Below are 24,924 nucleotides of genomic sequence, written 5' to 3' on the forward strand. Positions count from 1 at the left end.
CCTTTGCAGACATCGTCATGTCCATCCCGAATTATGAAGTGACACCGACCGTTCGCGCAATTGGCATGCCCGGGGAGACAGCGACGGCGCCGCCTGCGCGCGTGCGCATCCAGTCGGTGGATGTGGTGCGCGGCCTGATAATGATCGTCATGGCTCTGGATCACACGCGCGAGTACTTCACCTCGCCCACGATCAGTCCCACAGATCTGACCCACGCATCCGCGGCGTTGTTTCTGACACGCTGGATCACCTACTTCTGTGCGCCGGTGTTCTTTCTGCTCACCGGGACAGGTGCATTCCTTTCGCTGCGCCGGAAATCGAAGCGCGAGCTGTCGCGTTTTCTGTGGACGCGCGGTCTCTGGCTCATCTTTCTCGAGGTGGTCGCCACTCGTTGTCTGGGCTGGCAGTTCAACTTCGACTACCGGCTCACGATACTCTTCGTCCTGTGGGCGCTGGGCTGGTCGATGATCGCGCTGGCGGCGTTGGTACACCTTCCGACAAAGGCAGTCGTGTCAATCGGCGTGGTGCTCATCGTCGCGCACAATCTCTTCGACTCCGTCAGTGCGGCATCGTTCGGAGCGCTGGCACCGGTCTGGCTGATTCTGCACTCGCCCGGCGTACTTGTCTCGACGCCGAGGTTCACGATCTTCGAGGCGTATCCACTCATTCCGTGGATCGGAGTCACGGCGGTGGGCTACGGCCTGGGGGAGCTGTACAGATGGGAGTCGGTCCGCCGCAAGGATCTCCTGCTTCGACTTGGCGCATTTCTCACCGCCGCCTTTGTGGTGCTGCGTTACGTGAACATCTACGGCGATCCACAACGCTGGTCAGCACAGCATTCTGTTGGATTCACGGTGTTGTCGTTTCTCAATACGACCAAGTATCCGCCGTCACTGCTGTTTTTGCTCATGACGCTGGGGCCTGCGATGTTGCTTCTCTGGGCGGTGGATGGCCGCACGCCAGGGTGGCTGCGACCTGCGCTCACGGTCGGCAAGGTGCCGATGTTCTACTACGTGCTACACATTCCGTTGATACATGCACTTGCGACAGCGGTGTGCTACGCGCGCTACGGGCAAGTGCACTGGATGTTCGAGTCGCCCACGCTGGATCGGTTTCCGATAACACCGCCGCCCGGGTGGGATTACAGTTTGCCGGTGGTCTATCTGATCTGGGCGATCGTCGTCGTGGCGCTGTATCCGGTGTGTCGCTGGTATGCGGCGGTCAAGCAGCGGCGCACGGATTGGTGGCTGAGTTATTTGTAGGGGCGCGGGGGACGCGGCGGTCATCCGAATCCGATCGCGCGTAACGGGGCCAGGCGCGGATATATCCGGGGTGGTCATCCGATTTCGATTGCGCGTAAATGGGCCAGGCGCGGATATATCCGCGCCGTACGTAGGACCACCAAATCGGCGCGTGGGGAATCGTGGGATCCGCGCGACGCGGTGGGCATCGGAATCCGATTGCGCGTAATGGGGCCAGGCGCGGAAATATCCGCGCCCTACGCGGGACCGCCTTCGATCACGTCTATGTATTTTAGGCCCGACCCTGTGTTGAAGAGCACGACCCGATCTGTCGGCTTGAGAAAGCCTGAAGCGATCAACTTGTTGTAAGCGACCAGAGTTCCAGCACCCTCCGGTGCGGCGAAAACGCCTTCTTTCGACGCCATCGAGGAAATCGCGTCCAGCATCTCCGCATCGGTCGCCGTTACAGCTGTTCCCTTGCTGTCGCGAAGGATGTCGAGGATGATGTAATCAGCGTAAGCTTTCGGCACCCTGAGTCCGGCGGCGATGGTGTGCGCGTCCTGCCAGAACTCGGACGTCGGCTTGTGCTCGTCCCACGCCCTGGGGATCGGCGCGCACCCTGCTGCCTGCACGGCGATCATCTTCGGGCGCTCGGCGCCGATCCAGCCCAGATACTGCATCTCGTCGAACGCCTTCCACATGCCGATGAGGCCGACTCCACCGCCGGTCGGATAGAAGATCGCATCGGGCAGCTTCCATCCAAGCTGCTCGGCTACTTCGTAGCCCATCGTCTTCTTTCCCTCGACGCGGAACGGCTCCTTGAGACTCGAGATGTCGAACCAGCCCTCGGCCTGCTTGCGCTCGTTCACGATCTTCGCGCAATCGCTGATCAATCCATCGACGAATGTGACGCGCGCGCCATACTGCTGGCATTCCACTCGGTTCGCAACTGGAACGTCCTTCGGCATGAAGATGTGCGCCTCGATACCGGCTGCCGCACAATAGGCTGCGAGCGCGCTGGCAGCGTTGCCGGCAGATGGGATCGCGATCTTGTCGATGCCGTACGCCTTGCACATCGTCACGGCGGCGCACAATCCACGCGCCTTGAACGAGCCTGTCGGATTCAATCCCTCGTCCTTGATGTACACGTTCGAATTATGCCGGCTCTGAATCATCGGCGTAAAACCTTCGCCGAGTGTCACCGGCTCGACGGCTGGCAGGACGTCGGAATAGCGCCACATGCTGGCGACGCGGCCCGAGAGCGCGTCACGGGATGCGAGGCCGCGATATGGCTCCAGGTCGTAGCGCGCGTAGAGCGATCCGCCATCTACCGGACAGACTGTATGAGGTTCAGCGGGGCTGAGTCGCTCCCCGCACTTGGTGCATTCGAAGTAGGTAAGATTTGCCATTCCGGTTCGATTCCTCAGGGATTCCAGGGATATGCGTGCCGTCGGACTATCCGCTCACTTGCGGGATGATTCAGCGTCACATCGATGATACTAATCTGGTCGGTCTCGTGTTGCGCGTGGTAAGTTGATCGATGGCGGGCGCTGCCCGGAGACACCGCCATCGCGGGAATACACGGAGTCCGGCGCGCATCTTCCGGAAGGAGCATCATGCCGCATTCATCGCTCGTTACGTGGGTCGGATCCGCCGTGGCGCTGTTGCTGCTCGCGCTCTGCGGGGCCGCAGTCTACGCAACGCTGCGCCGGCCGGCGCGCGAGCGGATAGTGCGCTGGCCCGCGACGCGGCTCATAGGGGTGTGCGTGCTCGCGGTAATACCGTGGCTCGTGGTATGGCTGAGGGTGAGTCGGTTCTCCGTGACCGTGGACGGAGTCGGACCCTTCATTGGCTGGTTGCTCGTGGGGCTGCTGGCGTTCGCTCTGCTGATCCTGTTGCCGCTGGCTGCCATGCTCGCCCTGCTGGTCTGGTCGGCCGCACGGATCCGGCGTTGAGCGCCGGCAAGCAAGGGCCGCCGGAGCTCGCGAGACACGTCGTCATCATTGGGGCCGGTGCAGCGGGCACGATGGCCGCCATCTTCGCCGCCGCTTCCGGCGCACAGGTAACGCTGCTCGAGCGCACCGCCGACGGTGGACGGAAGATCCTCATCAGCGGAGGCGGCCGCTGCAACATCTTGCCCGCGCGACTGGACGAGTCACGCTTCGTCACCGATTCGTCCCGCAATACGCTTCACAAGATAGTCCGATCGTGGCCGCTCACCGAACAGCGCGCGTTCTTCGAGAATGAGCTTGGTCTCAGGCTGGTCGAGGAAACGGAATCGGGAAAACTATTTCCGGAATCCAATCGTGCACGCGACGTGCGTGATGGCTTGCTGTCGTACGCCACGCAACGCGGTGCGAACATAATAATGAACAGTCGCGTCACCGACGTCGTGCCACTGCCAGGCGGGCGCTGGCGCGTCGAGCGCGATGGAGATCTGCCACTGGAGTGCGATGCCGTCATCCTCGCGACTGGCGGACTGTCAGTCCCTGCTACGGGAAGCGATGGGGCAGGACTCTCGGTTCTTGCGAAGCTCGGCCATGCGATGCATCCGACCTACGCCGCACTCACGCCGGTGACTGCGGAGCCGGCGCCATTCGCCGAACTTTCCGGCGTGTCGCTCAAGGTGACGATCACCGCCACGAGTGCGGAGCGCAGCGCAACGGCTACCGGCGGATTTCTCTTCACGCATCGCGGCTACAGCGGGCCGTCCGTGCTCGACATATCCCACGTCGTGGTTCGATCGGCGAACGATCACACGGATCCACCGGCACGCATCACCGTGCGTTGGAGCGAACTTGGCGATGTCGAATGGGAGCACGCGTTGCGTGCGAGCGGCACGCGCACAGTCGCCGGTGCGGTGCGTGCAGAGCTGCCGGACCGCCTGGCAATTGCGCTCATCGTGTCGGCCGGCGTCGAGCCCACGCGCATGCTTGCGGAGCTCAAGCGCGACGAGCGACGTGCACTCATCGACACGCTGGTGCGTGGCGACCTTCCGTGGACTGGCAACGAGGGGTACAAGAAAGCCGAGGTAACGGGAGGCGGCTTGAGTCTCGGCGAGATCGATCCGCGCACGATGGAGAGCCGGCGTCATCCCGGGTTGTTCGTGTGCGGGGAAGTGCTCGATGCGTTTGGTCCGATCGGCGGTTACAACTTTCTGTGGGCCTGGGCAACGGGTCGCGCCGCCGGACGTGGCGTTGCACGGATTTAGAGATGCATCATTCGCGAACTGTCGTCATATCGCCAAGGCGGTGGTGGGCTTGTGCGGCATGAGGCGGGCCAGATACTGCATCAACGCATCCGCCGATGTCGTGAGCGGCGCGCGAAAGCCGACGTAGCCATCCGGCCTCACGAGATACATCGTCGGGCGTGCAGGGCCGTATTCGTCGCGCAACGATCGTGGCTCGCGCGTACGAGCCGGTGTGATTGACGATGCGTTGGCCCTGTCCCGCGGCGTCATTGCATCCGAGACCATGACAGGTGTTATAACGTCGCCATATAATGCAACAATTTTTCTTGATACGTTATCGGCGACCGCAACGTGGTCTGCTGCATCCACGATCATCAGCAATGTGTGTTGTGGGCGGGAGCAGACGTCGACGACGTGAACGGTAGCGCCATCGGGAGCGAGCCGCGCAACTGCGTCGGGCGCTCGGTCACCGGCATGCGGACCGTGCGGGACGTAGTGGTCCTCCACTATCGGGCTGTGCTCGTATTCGATGGCGATCTCCGACACGTGGCGCGCCGCCTCGTGTCGAACGAAGTCGAGACTGCCGAGCAACGGCGCGATATACTGCCTTGCGAACGCTCCGATACCGCCGGACGCACCAGCGAGTCGAAACATCATGTCAGTCTGCCGCAACACGGAGCGCTCCACGGGATACCTCTCGGACTGATAGCTGTCGAGCAGCGATGGATCCGATCGACCGCTGCAGACGAGCGCGAGTTTCCATGCGAGATTTACGGCATCCTGAATGCCCGTATTCATTCCCTGACCGCCGGCCGGACTGTGGATGTGGGCCGCGTCGCCCGCAAGAAATACGCGTCGTGATCGCAACTCCTTCACCATTCTGCTGTTGACGTGAAAGGTGGAGATCCATTCGGGATCACTGAGAGTGACCGGCTCGCTCATGCGTTCGTTCACCATCGCCTGACATTCCTCGAGCGAGGGATCCTGTCCTGCAAGGCTGGCTGGCGGGTTATCGGCGACGATGCGGTAACGACCGCGGCCGAGTGGAAAGATCGCGCAGACGTCGCCGTGCTGCGAGTAGATGTGCAATTCCTCGTCGCTCAACTCCGAATGCACCTGCACATCGGCGAGGATGAAAACCTGATCGAACGCATGCCCTTCGAACGGAACGTCGAGTGCGCGCCGAACTGTACTGTGCGGGCCGTCGCATCCCACGATCCAGTCGACGCGCTCGCGCTCGGTGTGCCCATCCGCGTGACGCAGCTCGACCGTTGCCTTTTCCGCGTCCTGAGAGAGCGACAGCAATTCGACTCCGCGCTCGACGACAACTCCGAGCTGACGGAGCCTATCTCCCAGTATTCGCTCCGTCTGGGACTGCGCAAGGACGAGGAGATACGGATATGGACTATCCAGATCGTCGAAGCGCAGGTGGACGATGCGCTTCCCATTGGAGTAGATGTTCGCGGCGTGGACTGGATGGCCGGCCATGACGAACTCGTCCGCGAGCTGCATGAGGGACAACAGTTCGAGCGTGCGCGCCTGAATGACGATCGCTCTGGATCTGTCGGATGGCGCCCGTGCCTTGTCTATCACTCGGCACTGTACACCGTGTCGCGCCAGCTCGGCGGCCATCGCAAGGCCGGTAGGACCGGCACCTACTACGAGAACGGAGTGGAGCATGGAGATCCTCCCGTATTCTACGACATCAGCAAGATATGCGACCGCGCACCAGCCGCGCCAATTCGTGAAGCGTCCACATCAGGTATCAGCGCCATATGGCGACCAGGCGCCGGCGTCCCTGTCATCGAGGTTCTTGGAGTCCAGCAGCATCGTCTCGAGATCCAGCTCACGCTCAAGTTGGCGGAGGACATCGTCGTTAATGGTGCCACTCTCGCGGAGATGGAGCAGTGAACCGCGCTGCGCGCTGATTATCCGCTCGTTCGCGCGCATCACTGTATCGGAAACGCCGGCCATTTCATCGGCTGCTTCGCGCTCCTCGGACGTGGCGTCTTCATCGTGGCCGTCGCTGCGTGCCGTCCAGCGCTTCTCGCGATCTGCATAACGCGATCTCATGCGCCTTCCTATGCTCGCGTCGATTCCACCGTGTGTGATCATGTCATCGATGACGGCGAGCGCAGCGCGTGCCTGCATAATGCGCGCGGTCGTCTCCTCTGCCTTGCCGGACGGGTCGCGATGCAGGCCGAGTGCGCGCACTACTGGAGAGAGCGTCATACCCTGTCCGACGAGAGTCACGAATATCACGAAGAACGTGATGAAGATTATGAGGTTGCGCGCAGGTATGGGCACGCCCGAATTGGCGTAGAATGGAATTGCGAGGGCAATCACGAGCGAGTCACCACCGCGCATACCGGCCCATGCAACGAATGCGCCTTCGTTCCATGCCGGCTCGATCCGCTTGTGTTTCCGGCGTCGTACGGTACGGAGGACCGCCACCGAGATTCCCACCCATACGAAACGGACCAACATGCACACCAACGTGATTACCGACGCGTAGATGAGCAGCGTTGGTGTGGAGTGATTCTCGAGGCCGCGCATGATGTGCGGCAGCTCGAGTCCGATCATTATGAAGATCAGACTCTGGAACAGAAACGTCAGCATCGTCCACATCGCTTCTGCCTGCACGCGTGACGCGGGTGCCATCGATTTTGGATCCTGGCGACCGAGATACAAGCCGAGCGTGACCACTGCGATGATACCTGACGCTCCGATCGCGTCGGCCGGTATGAATGCGATGAACGGCGACAACAGCGAAAGGGTATTCTCGACGGTCGGCAGTCGTCCGGTCACGGTCCGGCGAAACACCGCGATCAACCATCCGATGACGAGACCGATCGCGGCGCCGGCGACGCCGGCGGTGAGCAGGCGGACGCTTGCGGACGACACGGAAAATGCGCCTGTGACGGCGGCTGTGAGCGCGACTCTGTACGCCACGAGCGATGTCGCGTCATTGAGCAGCCCTTCGCCTTCGAGCACGGCCGTGATTCTTCGGGGCACGCCAAGTGGGACGACGACTGCGGTCGCGGCGATCGGATCCGGCGGTGCGACGATCGCTCCGAGCAGAAAGGCGGATGCCCAGGAAAACTCGGGGCTGAGCAGGTGTGCGACGACGGCGACTGCGGCCATCGTGAGCAGAACGAGCGCCGTCGCCAGGCGGGCGACAGGGCCGATCACATCCTTCAGCTCACGGACCGAGGTGGTGAGGGCGGCCCAGTAAAGAAGTGGCGGAACGAATATGAGAAAGAGCAGTTCCGGGTCACTGTCGATCCGTGGCAAGCCCGGTATGAAGGCCAGGGCCAGGCCGCCGATGACGAGCAGTGACGGATATGGAACGCTCCATCTGCGCGCGAGCATCTGCACCGTCGCGAAGACGGCGAGAAGGGCGATGATGAGCTCGAGTTCGCGCACGGGTGGTCTGGAGGGCTTTCGGATTTGTGGATGAAAGACCTAACCACGGAAATATTCGGGCCATGAATATCGGGTCGGCGGGATGCTGTTCGAGCACTGCGCCAGGGGATAATCGCGACCGCAGGCGTGTCGGCTCGCCGTGACTTCGTCCGGAGCGACATTATCAGCGATGCAAGTCTGCGCTATAATGGGGTGGTAAACTTCCCCGCTCGGAAGCTGGGCGCATTCCGGGGAATGCAATTCGTGACACAATCGCGAGCACAGTTTCTCTGACGGAGGCACGGTGACGAAGCAGCAGGGCGACAGCTGTACCGGCGGTATGGATCGGCGCTCGTTCCTTGGCATGCTGTCGGGATCGTTGATAGCGACGGCAATGGGAACGCGGGCGTACGGCATGTTACCGGCGCGAAAGCTTGGCAGGATCGGCGTGCAGCTCTACACGATTCGCGATGCTTTGACCAACGACCTGGACGGATCGCTCGCGCGTGTTGCGTCGATCGGGTATCAGGAGGTCGAGCTGGCTGGGTACCGCTCGCACAGCGTCGCCGAGTTCAGGGCCGCACTGGATCGCCACGGCCTTGCGGCGCCGTCCACTCACATTGCGATGGAGCGCGTTCGCGACGACCTGCCCCGGGTGCTGGACGAAGCACATCAGCTGGGGCACAAGTTCGTCATCTGTCCGAACATTCCGGACGAGAAGGCGGGGCTGGATGGTTACCGGAAGGCCGCCGACGTACTCAACCATGCGGGTGAGATCGCAGGGCGATCGGGAATCAGCATCGGATATCACAACCACGAGTCGGAGCTGGCGCCGATCGACGGCGTGCGTCCCTACGACGTGATGCTGGACAGGACCGATCCGAAGCTGGTCGCGATGGAGATGGACATCTACTGGCTCGTGAAGGGTGGCGGTGATCCGCTGGCGTACTTCAGGAAATATCCGGGCCGCTTCCGGATGGTCCACGTCAAGGACATGGACGGCAGCGCTGCGAAGACGATGGTGGATGTGGGGAAGGGTGTGATCGACTGGAAGGGCATCTTCGCACAGTCGCGAGAAGCTGGCATCGAGCACTACTTCGTGGAGCACGACAATGCCAGGGATCCGTTCGCGAGCATCGCGGCGAGCTACGCGTATTTACGGCAACTGGAGTTCTGAGAGGGGGTTGGCGGATCTCACCGGATTTCGGCACATTAATATCGACGTAGCCACCACAGAAATCGTCACATACTACTGAAGATCAGGATTCATTAATGACGGCAACGCGCGCCAAGTTATCGGTGATGATGTTTCTCGAGTACTTCGTTTACGGCGCGTGGTACGTGACAGCCGGAACGTATCTGACCGAGACGCTCAAGTTCAGTGGATCGAGAGTCGGGCTGGCGTACGGGAGCATGGGAATCGCGGCGATGATATCGCCGTTCTTCATCGGCATGATCGCAGATCGGTTCTTCTCTTCCGAGCGCGTGATGGCGATCCTGCTGATCGTTGGCGGGGTGGTACTGTATTACGTATCGACGCTCCAGGCCTTCGTGCCGTTCTACGTGCTGCTCATCATCTATGCGCTGACGTTCATGCCGACGCTGGCGCTCGCGAATTCCATAAGCTTCGATCACATCGAAGATCCGGCGCGCGATTTTCCGAAGATTCGAGTGCTGGGAACGATCGGCTGGATCGTTGCCGGCTTGCTCGTGAGCTTCATGGGGATCGAGTCCACGGCGATTCCGATGAAGATCGCAGCCGGTGCCTCGCTGCTATTCGGTCTCTTCTCCCTGACCCTGCCGCACACGCCACCGCACGCTGCCGGCCAGCCGCTTCGCGCGCGAGACGTACTCGGTCTCGATGCGCTGTCGTTGTTCAAGGACAAGTCGTTCACGGTCTTCGTAGTGGGATCGTTCCTGCTCGTGATTCCGCTGCAGTTCTACTACACGTTCACGAACGCGTTCCTGAACGAAGCCGGAATGGCACGAGCCGCGGCGAAGATGACGATGGGCCAGGGGTCGGAGCTCTTCTTCATGCTGCTGCTGCCGTGGTTTCTCACACGTCTGGGAATCAAGCGCATCATGCTGCTCGGCATGGCTGCGTGGGCAATCCGCTACGCATTCTTTGCCTTTGGAAATGTTGGACCGACTGTGTGGATGCTGTACGCCGGTATCCTGGTACACGGCGTGTGCTATGATTTCTTCTTCGTGAGCGGACAGATCTACGTCGATCAGCAGGCGACTCTCAAGATCCGCGCGGCGGCGCAGGGATTGATTGCGTTCGTCACACTCGGTATCGGCAACGTGATCGGATCGTGGCTGTCAGGACTCGTAGTGCAGGCGTATCAGACCGTTGGCGCGAACGGAGTGATCACGCATGACTGGAGATCGATCTGGTTGATTCCAGCGATTGGATCGGCGGTGATCTTCGTGATATTCCTGTTCTGGTTCAAGCCGAGCGTAGCGGTCAAGCCGCCGGCGGATGAGATGGAGATGCCGATCGCGGCGTAGCACGCGGTGTCAATCTGGTTTCGATTGCACGTAACGGGGCCAAGGGCGGATGTGTCCGGCGGACATCCGAATCCGATTGCGCCGATATCGGACAGGCGGGGATATATCCGGCGGACATCCCAATCCGATTGCACGTAACGGGGCCAGGCGCGGATATATCCGGCGGACATCCCAATCCGATTGCACATAACGGGGCCAGGCGCGGGATATATCCGGCGAACATCCAAATCCGATTGCACGTAACGGGGCCAGGCGCGGATATATCCGCGCCCTACGCAGGCGTACCAATTCGGCGCGTGGATGGTGGGGTCAAGGATGCCATTTCCCGCGGGCCACGGCGGGTTGGAAATTTTCGATCCCTTTTGCGGGCAGTTCGATGGTTCTGCCTTCTTCGGCGCTGCGGTACGCGGCCATCAACAGCTTCACTACTTCGAGTCCGTCGTGGAACGTCAACAACGGCGTCTCGCCGCGGAGAAATGCGCGCGCGAAGTGGCGGTTCTCGGCTTCGTAACCGTAGGCGGCGGCTTCGCTCGCCACTACGGGCATCAATCCCATCTCGGCGTTCTGCTTCTCGATCAGGTCCTCGCCCGCCTTGCCGCTCACTTCGCGGCTGAAGAACAGATTGAGTCCGCTGTCGAGTGTGTTCCATGACATGGAATACTCAGGGCCGAGTAGTTCGGCGGAGAGACGAAGTCCCGCGCCGACGAAGCTCCATGATGTGCTCGCTTCACCGATCACTCGCGTACCGTCGCTCGCTTCGAACTCGATCGTTGCGCCGGCAAAATCCTCGGATGGATGCTTGCTGTAATCGACATCCTTCCCCATTGTCCTGCGCAGACGTTCGGCGTACTCCGGCCTGCTCCATTTGAGACTCGCGATGCGGCCGTTGATGGAAACAGGCGTGAGCGAGTTGCGCGGATCGCCGGGTTTGGTGAGCAGATAACGCACCAGCTCGACAGAATGACACATCATGTCGTTGAGTACACCGCCGCCCTGCATGTCGCCACGCCAGAACCACGGCATGTGGGGACCACTGTGTTCTTCGGCTGCGCGCGCGAGATACGGGCGTCCCGTCGTCGCTGCGCCGCGACTCCAGATCAGCGACCGGCCGGTCTCGATCTGGGGAGAGAATAGCTGGTTCTCGAGATATCCATGCATCAGTCCAACACGCTCGACGAGCTCGAGGACCGTTGTGGCTTCAGCGACGTTGCGCGCGAGTGGTTTTTCGCACGCGATTGCCTTGAGAGTGCCCCTGCCACTCTCGATCGCGGCGACTATCTCCCTGACGTTATCGATACGGGAGAAGTTGGGGCCGAGCAGCCAGATGGCGTCGATCGCGGGATCGGCAACCATGTCGGCGATGGAATCGTACGCGCGGGCATTTCCAACATCGAGCGTGCGCGCGAACGCTGCGGTCGCGGCTGCGTTCTCACGGTTCGGACTCCAGATTCCGAGTACGTCTGCGTCGCGCACTCCGACGAACGACTGGAGGTGGAACCGGGCGATGAAGCCGCTGCCAATGAAGCCGATGCCGAGTCTGTTGCTGCTCATTGATTCCTCTAACTGTCGTAACTGACGCCCAACTGGTGCAGCACTTCCGTGGGGCAGCCGTTCCAGTTCGGATTGAAGACGTTCCCGATGTACCTCACGTCCTTCCATCCCATCTGCGATGAGAAGAAGCCGGACGCAGTGAAATCGCGGAAGCTGTTGAAGAACGCAACGCCGTGACTCATCTCTGGCCGAGCCTTTTCGGGCCACGAGATGTCGTCGAGCACCTGACGACGTTGCGTGTCGGTGCAATTCACAAAATTGGCATTGAACCGTGTGCGACATTCGGTGTCGAGCCACGCAAGTCCGCCCCGCATCTCGACTCGATTCATCTCGGTCGCCTCGCCGAGCATGTAGTCCATGAATTCGGGGACGCGCGCATCGGTAGCGCTGCCGGAGCGCTCATCGCGCGGGATGATCAGATCGACGAGGATCCGAACGGTCGCGTCTTCGTGAGCTGTAAAGAACTTGGGCCTGACTTTGGGCGCCTCGGTGTCATCCTGCTGCAGCACGTGGGTGGCCCGGCTGATTGCTTCGGGCGTCCAGTGCAGCGCACCGGTGAGAGGGACAGCACCGAGCAGCTTGAGTGCGTCCCTGCGGCTCATTCCGTTGTTCTTGTCGTCGCTCATAGTGCCCCCGCCTTGCGCTGTTGCGTTATGTAATCACTCGTGCGCCACGCGAGCGCGAGAATCGTCCACGTCGGATTCTTGTCCGCCTGCGATACGAACGGGCCGCCATCCGCGACAAAGAGATTCTTCACGTCGTGCGCCTGGCAATTCTTGTTGAGCACCGACTTGGTGGGGTCGTTGCCCATGCGTGTAGCTCCCAGCTCGTGGATGATCGTGCCGCCGGCCGCGAGGCCGTATTCCCTTTCGCGCGTAGGCATCGGCGAGAATACCTCGCCGCCCATCTCGGCGACAATCGAGTGGAAGGTTTCCTGCATGTGCTTTGCCTGATTGATCTCGTGATCGCTCCACTTCCAGTGGAAGCGGAGAACCGGAATGCCGTACTTGTCCACAACTTTCGGATCCAGCTCGCAGTAGCAGTCGTCGTTCGGAATCATCTCGCCACGTCCCGCGAATCCGACACTGGCACCGAAGTACCGACGATAGTCGTCCTTCAGTGACTTGCCATAGCCTCCGGCGTTGGGGTAGCGCTGAATTCCGCCCATGAATCCGTACGACGGAGCATCGAAACCGCCGCCGACCTCGATGTGATATCCGCGCGGGAAGTCGAGCTTCTTGTTGTCCTTGGTCCACGGCATGTAGATGTGATTGCCGCCGGTCCCATCCTCGTTGTGCGGCATGCGGTTCACCATCTTCGGGATGAAGCCGTTGAGGCCGGCTCCGGTGGTATCGGTGATGTATTTGCCTATGATGCCGCTCGAGTTCGCGAGACCGTGCGGAAAGAGCGCGGATTTGGAGTTGAGCATGAGTCGCGCCGATTCGAAGGCACTAGCGGCCAGTACCACCACGCGAGCGCGAACATGCTGCTCGGTTCCATCCCTGGTTCTGATGTAGGTGACGCCGGTTGCGATCCCGTTCTTGTCGATCGTTACTTCGCGCGCCATCGCACCCGTGATGAGGGTGAGCTTGCCCGTGTCGAGTGCAGGTTTGATCAGAACGCCGGGGCTCGAGAAGTTGGAGTTTGTCTGGCAGCCGCGGCCGCACTGTCCGCAATAGTGACAGGCCATTCGGCCGTTCAGCGGACGCGTCAGGATTGAAAGACGTCCGGGAATGCAGGTGATGTCCAGCTTGTCGCACGCCTGCTTGATCATCAGCTCGTAACAGCGCGGCCTGGGCGCGGGCTGAAAGATTCCGTCCGGATTGTTGCGCAACCCTTCGTTGCTGCCGAAGATGCCGATGAGCTTGTCGACCTCGTCGTAGTAGGGCTTGATGTCGTCGTAGCCGATCGGCCAGTCGTCGCCGAGTCCGTCGATGCTCTTGCCACGGAAATCGTCGGGACCGAATCGGAGCGAGATGCGGCCCCAGTGGTTGGTCCGGCCGCCCAGCATCCGGGCGCGCCACCAGGAGAACTTTGTGCCTGGCGCGGTGGTGTAGGGCTCGCCCTCGATATCCCAGCCACCGATACAGCCGTCGAACTCACCGAACGGCTTTTCGCGCGAGCCTGCGCCCCGGCGCGGTGACGCATAGGCCGGTACGAGCATCTTGGAATCGCGAGTGCTGTACCATTCAGGCCCCGCCTCGAGCAGCGCGACATTTGCGCCGGCCTTGGTGAGAACGTAGGCGGCCATTCCACCGCCAGCGCCCGAGCCTACTATACATACGTCGTACTCGGGCCGCTGTGAGAGCTGGGACATCCATTCCTCCAACTTGAAATCGTGCGAGATTCTGGGGAGCTGTAGTGTGCGGGCGCGAAGATAGTGCGCGCGCGGCGCACTCGCAACGCTACGGGATCGTACAGACCACTGGCGCGACGGATGCAGGAGAGCGAACGTTTCCCGGTTGACGATAACTCCACCGACATGTCATTCGAAATAGCAAAGGAATTTCCCTGGGCCGCCAGCGGCACCCCTACGTATCTCAACGCTGCGGCGACCGGACCGTTGCCCGCGCGCACCGTCAGCGAGCTGGATCGCTGGACTCGCCTTCGCGCGGAGCCGTGGAAGATCGCCCTGGACGAACAGTTTGCCGCACTGGCGAAGGCCCGCGAGCTGTGCGCCGGTCTGGTGGGCGCCGACCGTGATGAGATCGCTCTCATTCCCAATACGAGCACGGGACTCAACATCGCGGCGCAGGTCCTTCCGATCGCGCGAGACAAGGTGATCCTGGGATACGACGGCGAGTTTCCTGCCAACGTGTATCCATGGATGGCGATTCAGCGCAGAGGCGGCGCACGATACGAACAGCTGAGCCTGCTTCCGAACGGGCTCCCCGATTGGGACGCGCTGCCAGCCAGGCTCGATCGCGGTGACGTTGCAGTTGTCGCGATATCGTGGGTGTCGTTCGTGTCCGGTGATCGCGCGGATCTGGCTGCCATAGGAACCATGTGCCGCGACCGCAAGATATGGTTCGTCGTCGATGCGATTCAGGGAGTGGGGACCACGTTGCTGGACGTGCATGCGTGTCACGTGGACGTGCTATCCTGCGGCGCACAGAAGTGGCTGTTGTCTCCCTGGGGATCCGGATTCTGCTACGTGCGACGGGAGTTGATTCGGATGCTGGAGCCCCGCACCGTAGGCTGGCTCAGCGTGCGTGGCGCAGAGGACTTCTCGCACATGCTGGAGTACGATCTCACATACGAGGACGATGCCCGCAGGTTCGAGGTCGCGACGATTCCATATCAGGACATGGTCGGGATGGATTCGAGCCTCGAGCTGCTGTACGAGATCGGCCTCGACGCAGTGGCGTCGCGGATCCATTCGCTGGCTGGCAGACTCGTCGAAGGGATGTCGGCGATACCAACCCTGTCGCTCTTGACGCCGCGCGAGGCGAGCCGCCGAGCGGGAATAGTCTCGTTCAGAGCGAAAGACGCCGAAACGATTTCGCGAAGGTTGAACGAACACAACGTATCGCACTCCATTCGTGGCGGCGGGGTGATTCGACTTGCTCCGCACATCTACAACACGGAGCAGCAGATCGATAGAGTACTGGCGCTGCTGGATGGTTAGCGGACCGGCGAGTACCATCGTGAACGACCGCTCGATCCCGAAGATCGGAGTGTTCGACGCGACCATGCTCGTCATGGGCGGTATCGTCGGTGCCGGGATCTTCAGCAATCCCGCCGTGGTGGCGAACATGGTGCACAGCGGTGTGCTCATGATGATCGTGTGGACGATCGGCGGAGTCATAGCGCTGGCCGGTGCGTTCGTGTACGCTGAGCTCGCGGCACGCCATCCCGCGCGCGGCGGACACTACGCGTACATGCGGGACGCCTTTCATCCCGCGATCGCGTTCATGTTCGGCTGGGCGATACTGCTGGTCGTGCAAACCGGTGGGATCGCCGCCGTATCGGTGATATTCGCGCGCTATTTTCTCGCGGTTGTTCCGTTGCCGATATCCGAGACGACGGTTGCGGTGCTGGCGCTTGCGCTGTTGACCGGAATCAATTGCGCGAATCTGCGCGCCGGCAACAAGACTCAGAGTCTGTTCATGATTCTGAAGGTCGTCGCCATAGTCGCGATAATCGGGTGCGGTGTCGCCATAATGGCGCACGGTACCGCTTCGGAGTCGATGAGCGGAACCATGCCGGTACACCCGTTCAGTGCGCTGGCGGCTGCGTTTACGCCGGTGATGTTCGCGTATGGTGGATGGCAAACCGCGAGCTTCGCGGCCGCTGACATGCGCGATCCCGCACGCGACCTTTCGCGCGCGATGCTTTACGGCGTGCTCGGAGTCGTGGCACTCTATCTTGCGGTGAACGCGGTATTTCTCCTCGCACTCGGCGCCGACGGGCTCGCGAGTACGGTGACGCCCGCCGCGGCCGTCGTCGATCACGTGTCGAGCCGGATGCATATCGGCGCCGAAGTGATGGCTGGCTGCATCGCGCTGTCGACGTTCGGCTTCCTGAGCCAGGGAATGTTCGCCACACCGCGCGTGTATCAAGCGATGGCAGCCGACGGATTGTTCTTCAAGGCAATCGCGCGTATCTCACCACGATCGCACACGCCAACGGTCGCGATAGCGCTTCAGGGGACGCTGTGCGCGATAGTCGCCGCGTCGGGAAGCTATGAATCCATCATGAGCTACGTGACTTCGGTGGATTTCATCTTCTACGGACTGGCAGCGCTCGCACTGTTCGTATTTCGGGCGCGCGATCGTGAGCGTACGAGTGCAGTGGGATACACCGTGCCGGGTCACCCGTGGACCACGGCGTTCTTCATGATCGCGAGCTGGATAGTGGTGGGGACGACCATCTACAGCGATCCCAGGCACAGCCTCATCGGAATCGGCGCACTGTCCCTGGGTGTGCCGACGTACTTCATCTGGATGCGATTGAGGAAGGCCGATCCGTCGATCGCGGTTGAGGCGCTGGACTAGCCACGCGCGGATGCATCCGCGCGTGGCAGTTGGAATTACACAGGGTTGTCGCGCTCGAACTTCGCGAGCATCGGTTCCGTTTCCTTGGTATAGCAAACCGGGCAGATGCTGTGGCTGAAGCGTGTGTTCATCCGCTTGGATATGTAGCTCTCGACTGTCTGCCAGTAGTAATCGTCATCGCGAATCTTCTTGCAGTACGAACAGATCGGTACGATCCCCTGCAGCGTACGGATCTCGGCGAGCGCCGCCTGCAGCTCGGTCACGAGACGTTCGCGCTCATCGTCCGCCTGCTTCTTGGCTGTCACGTCGCGCGCCACGGAATAGATCGAGCGGCGTCCGGCGTCCGGCGCTGCATTCCATAGCAGCCATCGATAGCTGCCGTCCTTGCAGACGTATCGGTTTTCGAAGGCGAGGGCGTGGCCACCTGCCCGCACCCTGGCGTTCTGCTCGAGGGTACGCGCGCGATCGTCCGGATGCACGAAGTCGATGAACGGCCGCGATCTCAGCTCATCGCATGTAAATCCGAGTGTGCGCTCCCATGCCGGATTGAGCCGCTTGAAGTAGCCGTTGAAATCCAGGCAACAGAGCATGTCGAGCGAAACCTCGAAAAAACGCTCCTCGAGATCGCTGACTGGCTCTATCGCGTCGTAGTCTGGACCTGAACGATGCGCGACCTCCTCCATCACCTTGCCCTCTCCTGTCTGATTCGCCCTGCGGTCCGTGGTTGGCCCATGCGCCATAGTCGTGACGCTGGAATCTAGCCAGCGTCACGGGCATGCCAGGAGGCCGATGCCGCAGGTCGTAAAATCGTGCTGTTTCGCGGGATCCTGTAGATCCCGAACAATTACCGAACTGTGATTTCCTGCAGCGCTTCGCGCGCGCGTGGATCCTGGGTACGTGAAAGCGACGCAATCGCTCGTCGGCGCAGCGTGTAATTGCTGTCGCTCTTCGCGATCGATATGAGCTTGTCGACAGATGCGCGATCGTTGCTCTGGCCATAGATGCGGATCAACGCTTCCTTGAGGCTTGGATCTTCCATGCTGTCGTAGAGCGCAATCGTCTGCGTCCGGCCGTTCGTGCTCCGCGCAGCGAGATCCAGCGCGCGACGGCGCGTCTCCGCGGACATCTGCGAGTTGCGTGCAACGCCGAGGAGCCACTGAGTATCGGTAGTGGTTCCGCGCTGGCCGATCACATCGAGCACTGCCGTACGCGCGCGGTCGCTCGTCATCGTTCCGAACGAGCTGCGCAGCAGGTCGATATCCTTGCCTGTTGCCTCACTGCCGCCGAGCCCGCGCACGACCGCTGCGAGTGTTGCGTCGGAGATGTCGGTGCGCGTCACTTCCTTGCGTAGAAAGTCGCGCGCGCGAGGATCGCCGGACTGCGATAGCGCCCTCACGCTCTCCTCGCCGATCCAGGACGCCGAATTGTCTGTCGCCAACTGAATCAGAGACGGAATTCCGGCGCCGTGACCCACGCGGCCTAGCATGTTGAGCGCGGAGCGGCGCAGCGACTGGGTCTCGTTCTCGTCGCGTGATATGCGTAACAGCAGATCGGTTGCCTGCGCAGTCTGCGCCCGGGAGTCGCTGCCATCGTCGCGCGCGAGCCACGAAAGCGCCGCGCGGCGGGTATCGGATGGACGGTTCTGGTCGCGCGCGATGCTGACGAGGGCCGGCGTAATATCGACGCCATCGGCAATAGCCGCGGGCAGAATCGCCTGCCGGCTTGCACGGCCGTCGGTATTCGTTGCGAGTGACATTAGATAGTCCGAAGCCTCGCGTCCCGGCACAGTCCCGAGATCGGTAGCGCCTTCCGCAGTGTGCAATGGACCGGCAACTGTCTGGATATTCGTGACCACGCCATCCGCGCGGTCGATCACCACACGAACCGGTCCCGCCGCGCACGGTTGACTCGTGACGCCGTTGATGACGTTCACCTGGCCGTAGTACGATGAGCCGCCACCGGTCGAGAGAAATGCCTGACCATCACCGCATACATCGGGGCGACCTGCAAATTCGAACTGCACGCGTGTCGCGGAACTCGAATTGATGCGCGACGTGAGCGACTGCGCACCGAGCGTTTCCGGCGCGCCGCTGAACGAAGCGGCGAGCGCGAGCGCGCCAGCGCCGATGAGGAATCCATGTGTCGTCATTTGTCGATGATGTCGAGGAGGAGTTTGGTGACACGTGGATCCTTCTTGCGTGACAGAGCAGATATCGCCTGCCGGCGCATGCTCGGGTCGGTACTCGTGCGCGCGATGTCGATGAGCTTGTCGGCGGCTTGCGGCTCCGGCCGCTGGTCCAGGAGCGAGATGATCTCATCCCGCGTGGATCTGTCGGCCGACGCATCGTACATCTTGATCAGGTCGGAGAGCTGCAGATCCTTCTTGCCTGCATAGTGAAGTGCGGTGATACGTACGTCGTTCGACACGTCGGTGCGTGTCATGAGGCTGCGGAGTGCCTGGGTCGATGCAGGCGACTGTTGCGCGGCAAGCGATCGCACGGCAATACGTTGAAGCGGAGCCTTGTCCGTAGTCGTCGTCGCGAATCCCACGAGCGCTGCAGTCGCGCGGTCGTCCGGCGCACGGCCGAGCAGGCGGATCGCTTCCGCGCGTACTTCCAGTGATGGGTCGCTTTTGGCTGCGCCGATCAGCAGATCGGTGTTGTGCGCGTCATTCGAACGTGCAATCAGCCCGAGCGCACCGCGGCGAAGCGGCGCCGAACAGCTGTCGCGGCGCGCGAGCACCTTCGCGATGGCCGGATCGGCGTTCTTCGGATCCATCTGTACGAGCGCGTTCAGCGCCTCCACGCGCAGCTGCGCATCTTCGTCATCGCACGATGCTGCACTCGAATCAGCCGTTCGGGCGATCTGCGCCGCGGCAGTTGCGTCGCCGCGAGCCGCGAGCGCGCCACGAATTCGTGTTGCAAGCACCGCCGCTTCCCTGTCCGATGATCTCACTGCATCCATATAGAACGTCATTGCGCGCGATCCGCCGTCTTCGGCAGCGGGAGTGGCAATCGTCATTTTCATTTCTTTCGCTCTCACTCTCGCTCTTTCAGGCGCGGTCGCGCTATGCGTTCCAGCGGAGTCGAGTGCCTGCAGCGCCTCGTGCAGATCGGCGATGCCACCGATGCGATAGAGTGCAAATGCACGCCAGTACGCGGCGTCCGCACGGTACTGCGAAGTCGGGTACTGGCGTGTGATCTGCGCGAACAACTGAGCGGCGCGACGGTAGTCACCCGAGTTGAGAGTCTGGCGGGCGAGACGGTAGAGTGAATCGGCTGGATCATCCGCAGCCCATGATGCGCGCGGGGACTCGGCCATTCCGGCGAATGCGCGTGGTGCGTAGTCGAAGTCGAAATCAAGATCGGGAACTGATGCCGCGAGCGCCGCAGCCATTGGCGCGAGCTTCGCCCTGACCATCCATGCGTCGTCCTCTGCAATATGCGCGGCGGAGGCCGCCAGATTGCGAGGCAGATCGGTGTCGATCCAGTCGAGCTGCTTGAGATCGTCGAGTCTCCCGCGCGGCAATATTTCTGTCGGCGGTGCGGGGGCGATCGCAGGTGCGGGTGTCTGGGCTGGCGCGGCCGCCGCGAGAAGCGACATGGCCGAAGTAAGCGAGACGAGTGTGTAGATGCGCATGTTCGGTGAATCCTCAGTCAGTGGTGCTGGCTTCAATCGTCGCGTCATGGACGCGCGGAAGTACGTCGTGGGCGGTGAGTGTCTGATGTATCAATTGCAGATCCGTTCCATTGCGCTGGCCGCGCAGACGCGCGACTTGCGCCAGCACCAGCTCGAGATCTTCCAGCAGTCTGTGTAGCGTGGGATCGCTGCCAGCCTTTGAATCGAGCAGCAGATGCGTCTGGGTAAGCAGCTCGCCGGCGCGCGTTGCTACCGCCGTATCGGACTCGGCCGCCGCCCGGTCGGACGGCAGCGAGGCGAGCAGTACCGTGGTCTGCGTGAGGTACCGGCTCATCTCGGATCCGCCGCCTGCATCGTTGAACTGAGATGCGAGTCGCGCCGCGGCCAGATCCCGCGAGTCAGACGTCGCGACTGAATGTGCATTCTGTATCCGTGCATTTTCGCGAGATGGAATCGTGCTCGCGACACTCTTCGAGTTTTCCGTGTTCGAGTTTTGCGTGTTCGACGGAGTCGCGTCTGCGGACGCAATCTGTTGTGTTGCCGGAGTTGCAGCGGCCGGTGAAGCAACGACTCGCGTTACGATGGTGCGCGGTGCCGCGTACCAGCCAAGACCAACACCGAATACGAGAGCAGCCGCTGCAGCGAGGGTGGGGATGAGCCAGCGTGACGCGCGCGTGTGAAGAACGAGCCGCGGTTTCGCGTCGCCGAAAACCCGCTCCTCGATCTGTAGCCACATTGCGTCGAGCGGAGGCTCGGGTGGTCGTCGTGAGGCGGCCAGTGTCTGCCGGATCGTCTCATTCATTCGTTCCTCTTCCATCGCAGTCCTCTCTCCATCCCTGGACGTCATTGGTCCCTCAAAGCCGTCAGCGTGTCACGCAACTTTGCGCGTGCATGAGCGACGCGTGTCTTGGACGTTCCTTCCGCAATCGACAACGCGTCAGCGATTGCAGCGTGTGTATAGCCTTCCAGATCGTGCATGATGAGCGGTGTGCGATACATCTCCGGCAGCTCATCCACCGCGCGTTCAAGGCGGCTCGCCAGCTCGGCGTCATGCCCGTCATCGCCAGCGGCAACCTCGCGCGCTTCTTCCATGTCCACGAAGCGAGCCGACCGCCGACGCTGGCTTCTCAATGCCTGCAGCACGACGGACACCGCGATTCGATGAATCCATGTCCCGAACGCCGCTTCCTGCCGGAATCCATTCAGCCTGGAGAAGGCACGAACGAAGGTGTCCTGAGTGCATTCTCGCGCCATATCCTCGTCGCACGTCATGCGATACGCCAACCGATAAACTCTCGAGGCATGAGCGTCGTACAGCTCGCGGCCGGCCAGCCGGTCGCCTTCCAGCACCCGTGCGATCAGGTGCGCTTCACTCATGCGCCGCTACCGCTGGATGGTGGTACTGGAAAGCTCCCAAGGTTACAGTGGTCGTCGGCCCCCAATCTCACGGTGGACTGAGGGGTTGGATGCCGGCTATCCGAAAAGCGTTCACTGAGGGTCGCTCCGGGGCAAATCCGGCTCGGCGCTGTATCTTACTCGCACTCCAATCGTGCTGCCAAAACCACTCGTACTCGCACTTTCTGCCGTCGCGCTATGCGGCGCTGTCTATGCCGGCATGCGTCCGGTCGGACCACTCCCGCCTATGGGTGGATTGCTCGATCCTGTGAGCGGGGTTTGGGGCACCGCGGGCAACGCGGTCCTGCCGCGAAATGCGACCGTCGCAATTCCCGGCCTCGAGGGCACGGTCGACGTTCGCTATGACGACCGTGGCGTTCCGCACATATTCGCGACTACCGAAGAAGATGCCTACCGTGCCCTGGGGTACGTCGTCGCGCGGGATCGTCTGTTTCAGCTCGACATCCAGACCCGCGCGGCATCCGGGCGACTTACGGAGCTGGTCGGAGCGCGCGCACTAGAGCTGGATGAAACACCGCGCTTGCTCGGAATGCCGCGCGCAGCAGAGCAGAAGCTCGCGGCAGTCGATCCGAACAGTGAATCGCGCAGGATCCTGGATGCGTACGCCAGCGGCGTAAATGCATACATCGACTCGCTCAAACCGCGCGACTATCCAATAGAGTACAAGTTGCTCAACGCCAGGCCCGAGCGTTGGCATTCGATCAACTCCATTCACCTGCTCAACAGGATGGGATGGACGCTCGCATCCGGCGATCCGGATCACATGCTGGTGCGCGCAGCCGCACTCATCGGTGACAGCGCCGCGCGATCGGTGTTTCCGCAGCACACTCCCATCGAAGAGCCGATCCAGCCGCAACCCGGCTGGACAGCGCCGCACGACCGTTTCGAGACGATCGTTGCTCCCGGCACGCCAGACCGCAATGCGATTGCGTTGTCGTCGTTGTATCGGCGTTTCCGGACCGACGATCCGGGTGCCGAATCGCAGCCTGCATTCGCGAGCAACAACTGGGCGGTGTCGCCCGCGCGCACGAAAGACGGATACGCGCTACTGGCCGGTGACCCGCATCTGGAGCTGACGCTTCCAAGCATATGGTACGAAGTTCATCTCGTAGTGCCGGGAAAGCTCGACGTTTACGGAGTTACGATTCCCGGCGCGCCAGCAGTCGTGATCGGGTTCAACCGCGACGTATCGTGGACCTTCACGAACACAGCTGCGGACGTCATGGACTTCTATCGCGAGACCGTCGACGATTCCGTCAATCCTGCAAGGTACAGGCTCGATGGACAGTGGCGTCCGCTCTCACGACGCATCGAGCAATATCGCGATCAGTCAGGACGTGTGATCCACACCGATACAGTGCGGTACACACATCGCGGACCGATGACCAACGAACACGGCCACTGGGTATCGATGCGGTGGACAGTACTGGAGCCGTCCAACGAGCTGCAGGCACTGTATGATGCGTCGCACGCACGTAACACGCGTGAATTTCAGGATGCAGTGTCGCAAAACTTTCTGGCGCCAGCGCAGAACATGCTCGTGGCAGACCGCTCCGGCTCCATTGCGATTCGCTCCACCGGGCATTTTCCCATCCGGCCCGGAGACGGAGACGGGCAGACGATACGCGACGGATCGACCTCGGCGAGCGACTGGCAGGGATTCTGGCCGGTCGACAAGTATCCACAGTCGTTCGACCCTCCGCAGGGATTTCTCGCGTCGGCAAATCAGGAACCTGAAACTCCGGAATCGGAGTTTGGATACCTTGGCACCGATCATGGTTACGAAGTGTGGCGTGCACTGAGAATCAATGAACTGCTGCGCGCCAATGCGAAAGTCACACCGGACGACATGATTCGCTGGCAGACCGATCCGGGTAGCACGCGCGCCGATCGCTTCGTGCCATATTTCATCGCCGCAGCGAAGACGGAGCGCGCACGTGGGCGGAGCAACGCAGCGCTCGATTCTGCAGCAACGCTGTTGGCGCAATGGAATCGCAGCTACTCACTGGACAATCAACGCGCGGTCCTGTTCGAAGCAGCGATGCGAGAGTTATCCGACCGCACCTGGGATGAGCTGAATCAGAATGGCGCGCGTGTCGCGACGCCGAGTACAGCTGTGCTCGCGGAGCTGCTGACACAACCAGGCAACGCGTGGTGGGATGACCGACGGACGCGGAGTGTTGCAGAAGACCGCGACGATATCCTGGCGCAGAGTCTCGCTGTCGCGTACGACAGTGTCACGAAGGAATACGGCGCGCCGAATGCAGGGGGCTGGCGCTGGGACAGGATTCGATTTGCGAACATCTATCATCTGCTTCACATTCCGGCCTTCTCCGCGCTCCGTATTCCCGTGCCCGGTGGGACTGGAACGTTGACCCCGTCAACGGGAACGGGGCATTACGGCCCGAGCTGGAGAATGGTTGTGGAAATGGGGCCCGAAGTTCACGCATGGGGCACGTTTCCTGGCGGGCAGAGCGGCAATCCAATGAGCCCAAGGTACAGAGATCATCTCGCATTCTGGGAGCGCGGCAAGCTTCAGCCGCTGATGTTCCCGCGTACGAGCGCGGAGCTTCCGGCAAGCGAGACAAGCGCAACTCTCAAACTGAGGCCGATGAAGTGATCGTGCTGCGATATGTGGCTCGCCTTGCGATCGTCGCCCTGATCTGCGCACTGGCGACGGTAGTGTTCGGTTGGATGAGTCTGCCAGTCGTTGGTTTCATCTACAGCATCATCGACAGGCGCGCACGCGCACGCGGAACCATCGCCGCACTCGGTGCCGCGCTCGGCTGGCTTGGCATACTTGGCGCCGAGGCCGCGCGAGGGGCCGACGTGCGCATGGTGGCCGTGGAGGTCGGCTCGGTGATGCAGCTGCCTGCATTCGCTCTCGTGCTCATCACGGTCGCGTTCGCCGCCGTGCTCTGCGGGGCAGCGGCGGTGCTGGGCTCGGGGCTCGAGCGCCCGTGATATTCACCAT

Annotated in this window: 20 protein-coding genes; 9 read left to right on the plus strand and 11 right to left on the minus strand. The window is 61.6% G+C overall.

What is annotated here, in order from left to right; translation table 11 throughout:
• Positions 1-17 precede the first annotated feature (17 nt).
• Positions 18-1,262 (plus strand): heparan-alpha-glucosaminide N-acetyltransferase domain-containing protein, encoded by a 1,245-nt coding sequence (locus V4529_05460; GenBank protein MES2357773.1) that lies wholly within the window; start codon positions 18-20, stop codon positions 1,260-1,262.
• 236 nt (positions 1,263-1,498) lie between these two features.
• On the opposite strand, the gene V4529_05465 is transcribed toward V4529_05460, so the two are convergent.
• Positions 1,499-2,650, minus strand: coding sequence for a threonine synthase (locus V4529_05465; GenBank protein MES2357774.1), 1,152 nt, complete (start codon positions 2,648-2,650; stop codon positions 1,499-1,501).
• 207 nt (positions 2,651-2,857) lie between these two features.
• Between V4529_05465 and V4529_05470 the strand changes: the two genes are divergently transcribed.
• Both V4529_05470 and V4529_05475 read left to right on the plus strand, forming a co-directional pair.
• Positions 2,858-3,196: a hypothetical protein gene (locus tag V4529_05470; protein ID MES2357775.1), complete on the plus strand. Its 339-nt coding sequence runs from the start codon at positions 2,858-2,860 to the stop codon at positions 3,194-3,196.
• Complete coding sequence (locus tag V4529_05475) at positions 3,193-4,452, plus strand: aminoacetone oxidase family FAD-binding enzyme (GenBank protein MES2357776.1); 1,260 nt, start codon at positions 3,193-3,195, stop codon at positions 4,450-4,452. Before V4529_05470 ends, V4529_05475 begins: the two co-directional genes overlap by 4 nt.
• A 24-nt stretch (positions 4,453-4,476) precedes the next feature.
• Here the strand turns inward: V4529_05475 and V4529_05480 are convergent, their stop codons facing one another.
• Both V4529_05480 and V4529_05485 read right to left on the minus strand, forming a co-directional pair.
• Positions 4,477-6,111: an FAD-dependent monooxygenase gene (locus tag V4529_05480; protein ID MES2357777.1), complete on the minus strand. Its 1,635-nt coding sequence runs from the start codon at positions 6,109-6,111 to the stop codon at positions 4,477-4,479.
• Between the two features lie 78 nt (positions 6,112-6,189).
• Positions 6,190-7,857: a Na+/H+ antiporter gene (locus V4529_05485; protein ID MES2357778.1), complete on the minus strand. Its 1,668-nt coding sequence runs from the start codon at positions 7,855-7,857 to the stop codon at positions 6,190-6,192.
• Between the two features lie 283 nt (positions 7,858-8,140).
• On the opposite strand from V4529_05485, the gene V4529_05490 reads away from it, so the two are divergent.
• Together V4529_05490 and V4529_05495 are read left to right on the plus strand one after the other, a co-directional pair.
• Entirely contained in the window at positions 8,141-9,013 is an 873-nt protein-coding gene (locus V4529_05490) for a sugar phosphate isomerase/epimerase (GenBank protein MES2357779.1), read from the plus strand.
• 95 nt (positions 9,014-9,108) lie between these two features.
• Complete coding sequence (locus tag V4529_05495; GenBank protein MES2357780.1) at positions 9,109-10,347, plus strand: nucleoside permease; 1,239 nt, start codon at positions 9,109-9,111, stop codon at positions 10,345-10,347.
• Positions 10,348-10,656: 309 nt separating this feature from the next.
• Here V4529_05495 and V4529_05500 read toward each other — a convergent pair whose 3' ends face one another.
• Genes V4529_05500 through V4529_05510 form a run of 3 tightly spaced genes read right to left on the minus strand, consistent with a single transcriptional unit; the run spans position 10,657 to position 14,215 of the window.
• Complete coding sequence (locus V4529_05500) at positions 10,657-11,898, minus strand: Gfo/Idh/MocA family oxidoreductase (protein MES2357781.1); 1,242 nt, start codon at positions 11,896-11,898, stop codon at positions 10,657-10,659.
• Positions 11,899-11,906: 8 nt separating this feature from the next.
• Positions 11,907-12,524, minus strand: a complete 618-nt coding sequence (locus V4529_05505) for a gluconate 2-dehydrogenase subunit 3 family protein (GenBank protein ID MES2357782.1) — start codon at positions 12,522-12,524, stop codon at positions 11,907-11,909.
• Positions 12,521-14,215, minus strand: coding sequence for a GMC family oxidoreductase (locus tag V4529_05510; protein ID MES2357783.1), 1,695 nt, complete (start codon positions 14,213-14,215; stop codon positions 12,521-12,523). Before V4529_05510 ends, V4529_05505 begins: the two co-directional genes overlap by 4 nt.
• Before the next feature lie 165 nt (positions 14,216-14,380).
• Between V4529_05510 and V4529_05515 the strand changes: the two genes are divergently transcribed.
• Together V4529_05515 and V4529_05520 are read left to right on the plus strand one after the other, a co-directional pair.
• Positions 14,381-15,526: an aminotransferase class V-fold PLP-dependent enzyme gene (locus V4529_05515; GenBank protein ID MES2357784.1), complete on the plus strand. Its 1,146-nt coding sequence runs from the start codon at positions 14,381-14,383 to the stop codon at positions 15,524-15,526.
• A gap of 19 nt (positions 15,527-15,545) precedes the next feature.
• Positions 15,546-16,895, plus strand: a complete 1,350-nt coding sequence (locus V4529_05520; protein MES2357785.1) for an amino acid permease — start codon at positions 15,546-15,548, stop codon at positions 16,893-16,895.
• Positions 16,896-16,930: 35 nt separating this feature from the next.
• Here V4529_05520 and V4529_05525 read toward each other — a convergent pair whose 3' ends face one another.
• From V4529_05525 to V4529_05545, 5 genes are all read right to left on the minus strand, one after another.
• On the minus strand, positions 16,931-17,635 hold the full coding sequence (locus V4529_05525) for a PAS domain S-box protein (GenBank protein MES2357786.1): 705 nt from the start codon (positions 17,633-17,635) through the stop codon (positions 16,931-16,933).
• A 104-nt stretch (positions 17,636-17,739) separates the two neighbouring features.
• Positions 17,740-19,044, minus strand: coding sequence for a HEAT repeat domain-containing protein (locus tag V4529_05530; protein ID MES2357787.1), 1,305 nt, complete (start codon positions 19,042-19,044; stop codon positions 17,740-17,742).
• Positions 19,041-20,570 carry a HEAT repeat domain-containing protein gene (locus tag V4529_05535; protein ID MES2357788.1) on the minus strand — a complete coding sequence of 510 codons (1,530 nt, stop codon included), beginning with the start codon at positions 20,568-20,570 and terminating at the stop codon, positions 19,041-19,043. Before V4529_05535 ends, V4529_05530 begins: the two co-directional genes overlap by 4 nt.
• Positions 20,548-21,336: a hypothetical protein gene (locus tag V4529_05540; GenBank protein ID MES2357789.1), complete on the minus strand. Its 789-nt coding sequence runs from the start codon at positions 21,334-21,336 to the stop codon at positions 20,548-20,550. Before V4529_05540 ends, V4529_05535 begins: the two co-directional genes overlap by 23 nt.
• Positions 21,337-21,377: 41 nt before the next feature.
• Complete coding sequence (locus tag V4529_05545) at positions 21,378-21,911, minus strand: sigma-70 family RNA polymerase sigma factor (protein MES2357790.1); 534 nt, start codon at positions 21,909-21,911, stop codon at positions 21,378-21,380.
• Between the two features lie 172 nt (positions 21,912-22,083).
• Here V4529_05545 and V4529_05550 point away from each other — a divergent pair, with 172 nt between their 5' ends.
• Together V4529_05550 and V4529_05555 are read left to right on the plus strand one after the other, a co-directional pair.
• Positions 22,084-24,570, plus strand: coding sequence for a penicillin acylase family protein (locus V4529_05550; GenBank protein MES2357791.1), 2,487 nt, complete (start codon positions 22,084-22,086; stop codon positions 24,568-24,570).
• The gene (locus V4529_05555; protein ID MES2357792.1) at positions 24,567-24,914 is read left to right on the plus strand and encodes a hypothetical protein; all 348 of its coding nucleotides are present in this window, start codon (positions 24,567-24,569) and stop codon (positions 24,912-24,914) included. Before V4529_05550 ends, V4529_05555 begins: the two co-directional genes overlap by 4 nt.
• Positions 24,915-24,924 lie beyond the last annotated feature (10 nt).

This window comes from Gemmatimonadota bacterium, assembly GCA_040388625.1.
Taxonomy (GTDB): Bacteria; Gemmatimonadota; Gemmatimonadetes; order Gemmatimonadales; family Gemmatimonadaceae; genus Fen-1247.

Coding starts and splice junctions, on each gene's coding strand:
- V4529_05515 (MES2357784.1), top strand. CDS start 14,381: ATGTCATTCGAAATAGCAAAGGAATTTCCCTGGGCCGCCAGCGGCACC.
- V4529_05510 (MES2357783.1), bottom strand. CDS start 14,215: ATGTCCCAGCTCTCACAGCGGCCCGAGTACGACGTATGTATAGTAGGC.
- V4529_05480 (MES2357777.1), bottom strand. CDS start 6,111: ATGCTCCACTCCGTTCTCGTAGTAGGTGCCGGTCCTACCGGCCTTGCG.
- V4529_05465 (MES2357774.1), bottom strand. CDS start 2,650: ATGGCAAATCTTACCTACTTCGAATGCACCAAGTGCGGGGAGCGACTC.
- V4529_05505 (MES2357782.1), bottom strand. CDS start 12,524: ATGAGCGACGACAAGAACAACGGAATGAGCCGCAGGGACGCACTCAAG.
- V4529_05525 (MES2357786.1), bottom strand. CDS start 17,635: ATGGCGCATGGGCCAACCACGGACCGCAGGGCGAATCAGACAGGAGAG.
- V4529_05530 (MES2357787.1), bottom strand. CDS start 19,044: ATGACGACACATGGATTCCTCATCGGCGCTGGCGCGCTCGCGCTCGCC.
- V4529_05495 (MES2357780.1), top strand. CDS start 9,109: ATGACGGCAACGCGCGCCAAGTTATCGGTGATGATGTTTCTCGAGTAC.
- V4529_05540 (MES2357789.1), bottom strand. CDS start 21,336: ATGAATGAGACGATCCGGCAGACACTGGCCGCCTCACGACGACCACCC.
- V4529_05460 (MES2357773.1), top strand. CDS start 18: ATGTCCATCCCGAATTATGAAGTGACACCGACCGTTCGCGCAATTGGC.
- V4529_05470 (MES2357775.1), top strand. CDS start 2,858: ATGCCGCATTCATCGCTCGTTACGTGGGTCGGATCCGCCGTGGCGCTG.
- V4529_05500 (MES2357781.1), bottom strand. CDS start 11,898: ATGAGCAGCAACAGACTCGGCATCGGCTTCATTGGCAGCGGCTTCATC.
- V4529_05545 (MES2357790.1), bottom strand. CDS start 21,911: ATGAGTGAAGCGCACCTGATCGCACGGGTGCTGGAAGGCGACCGGCTG.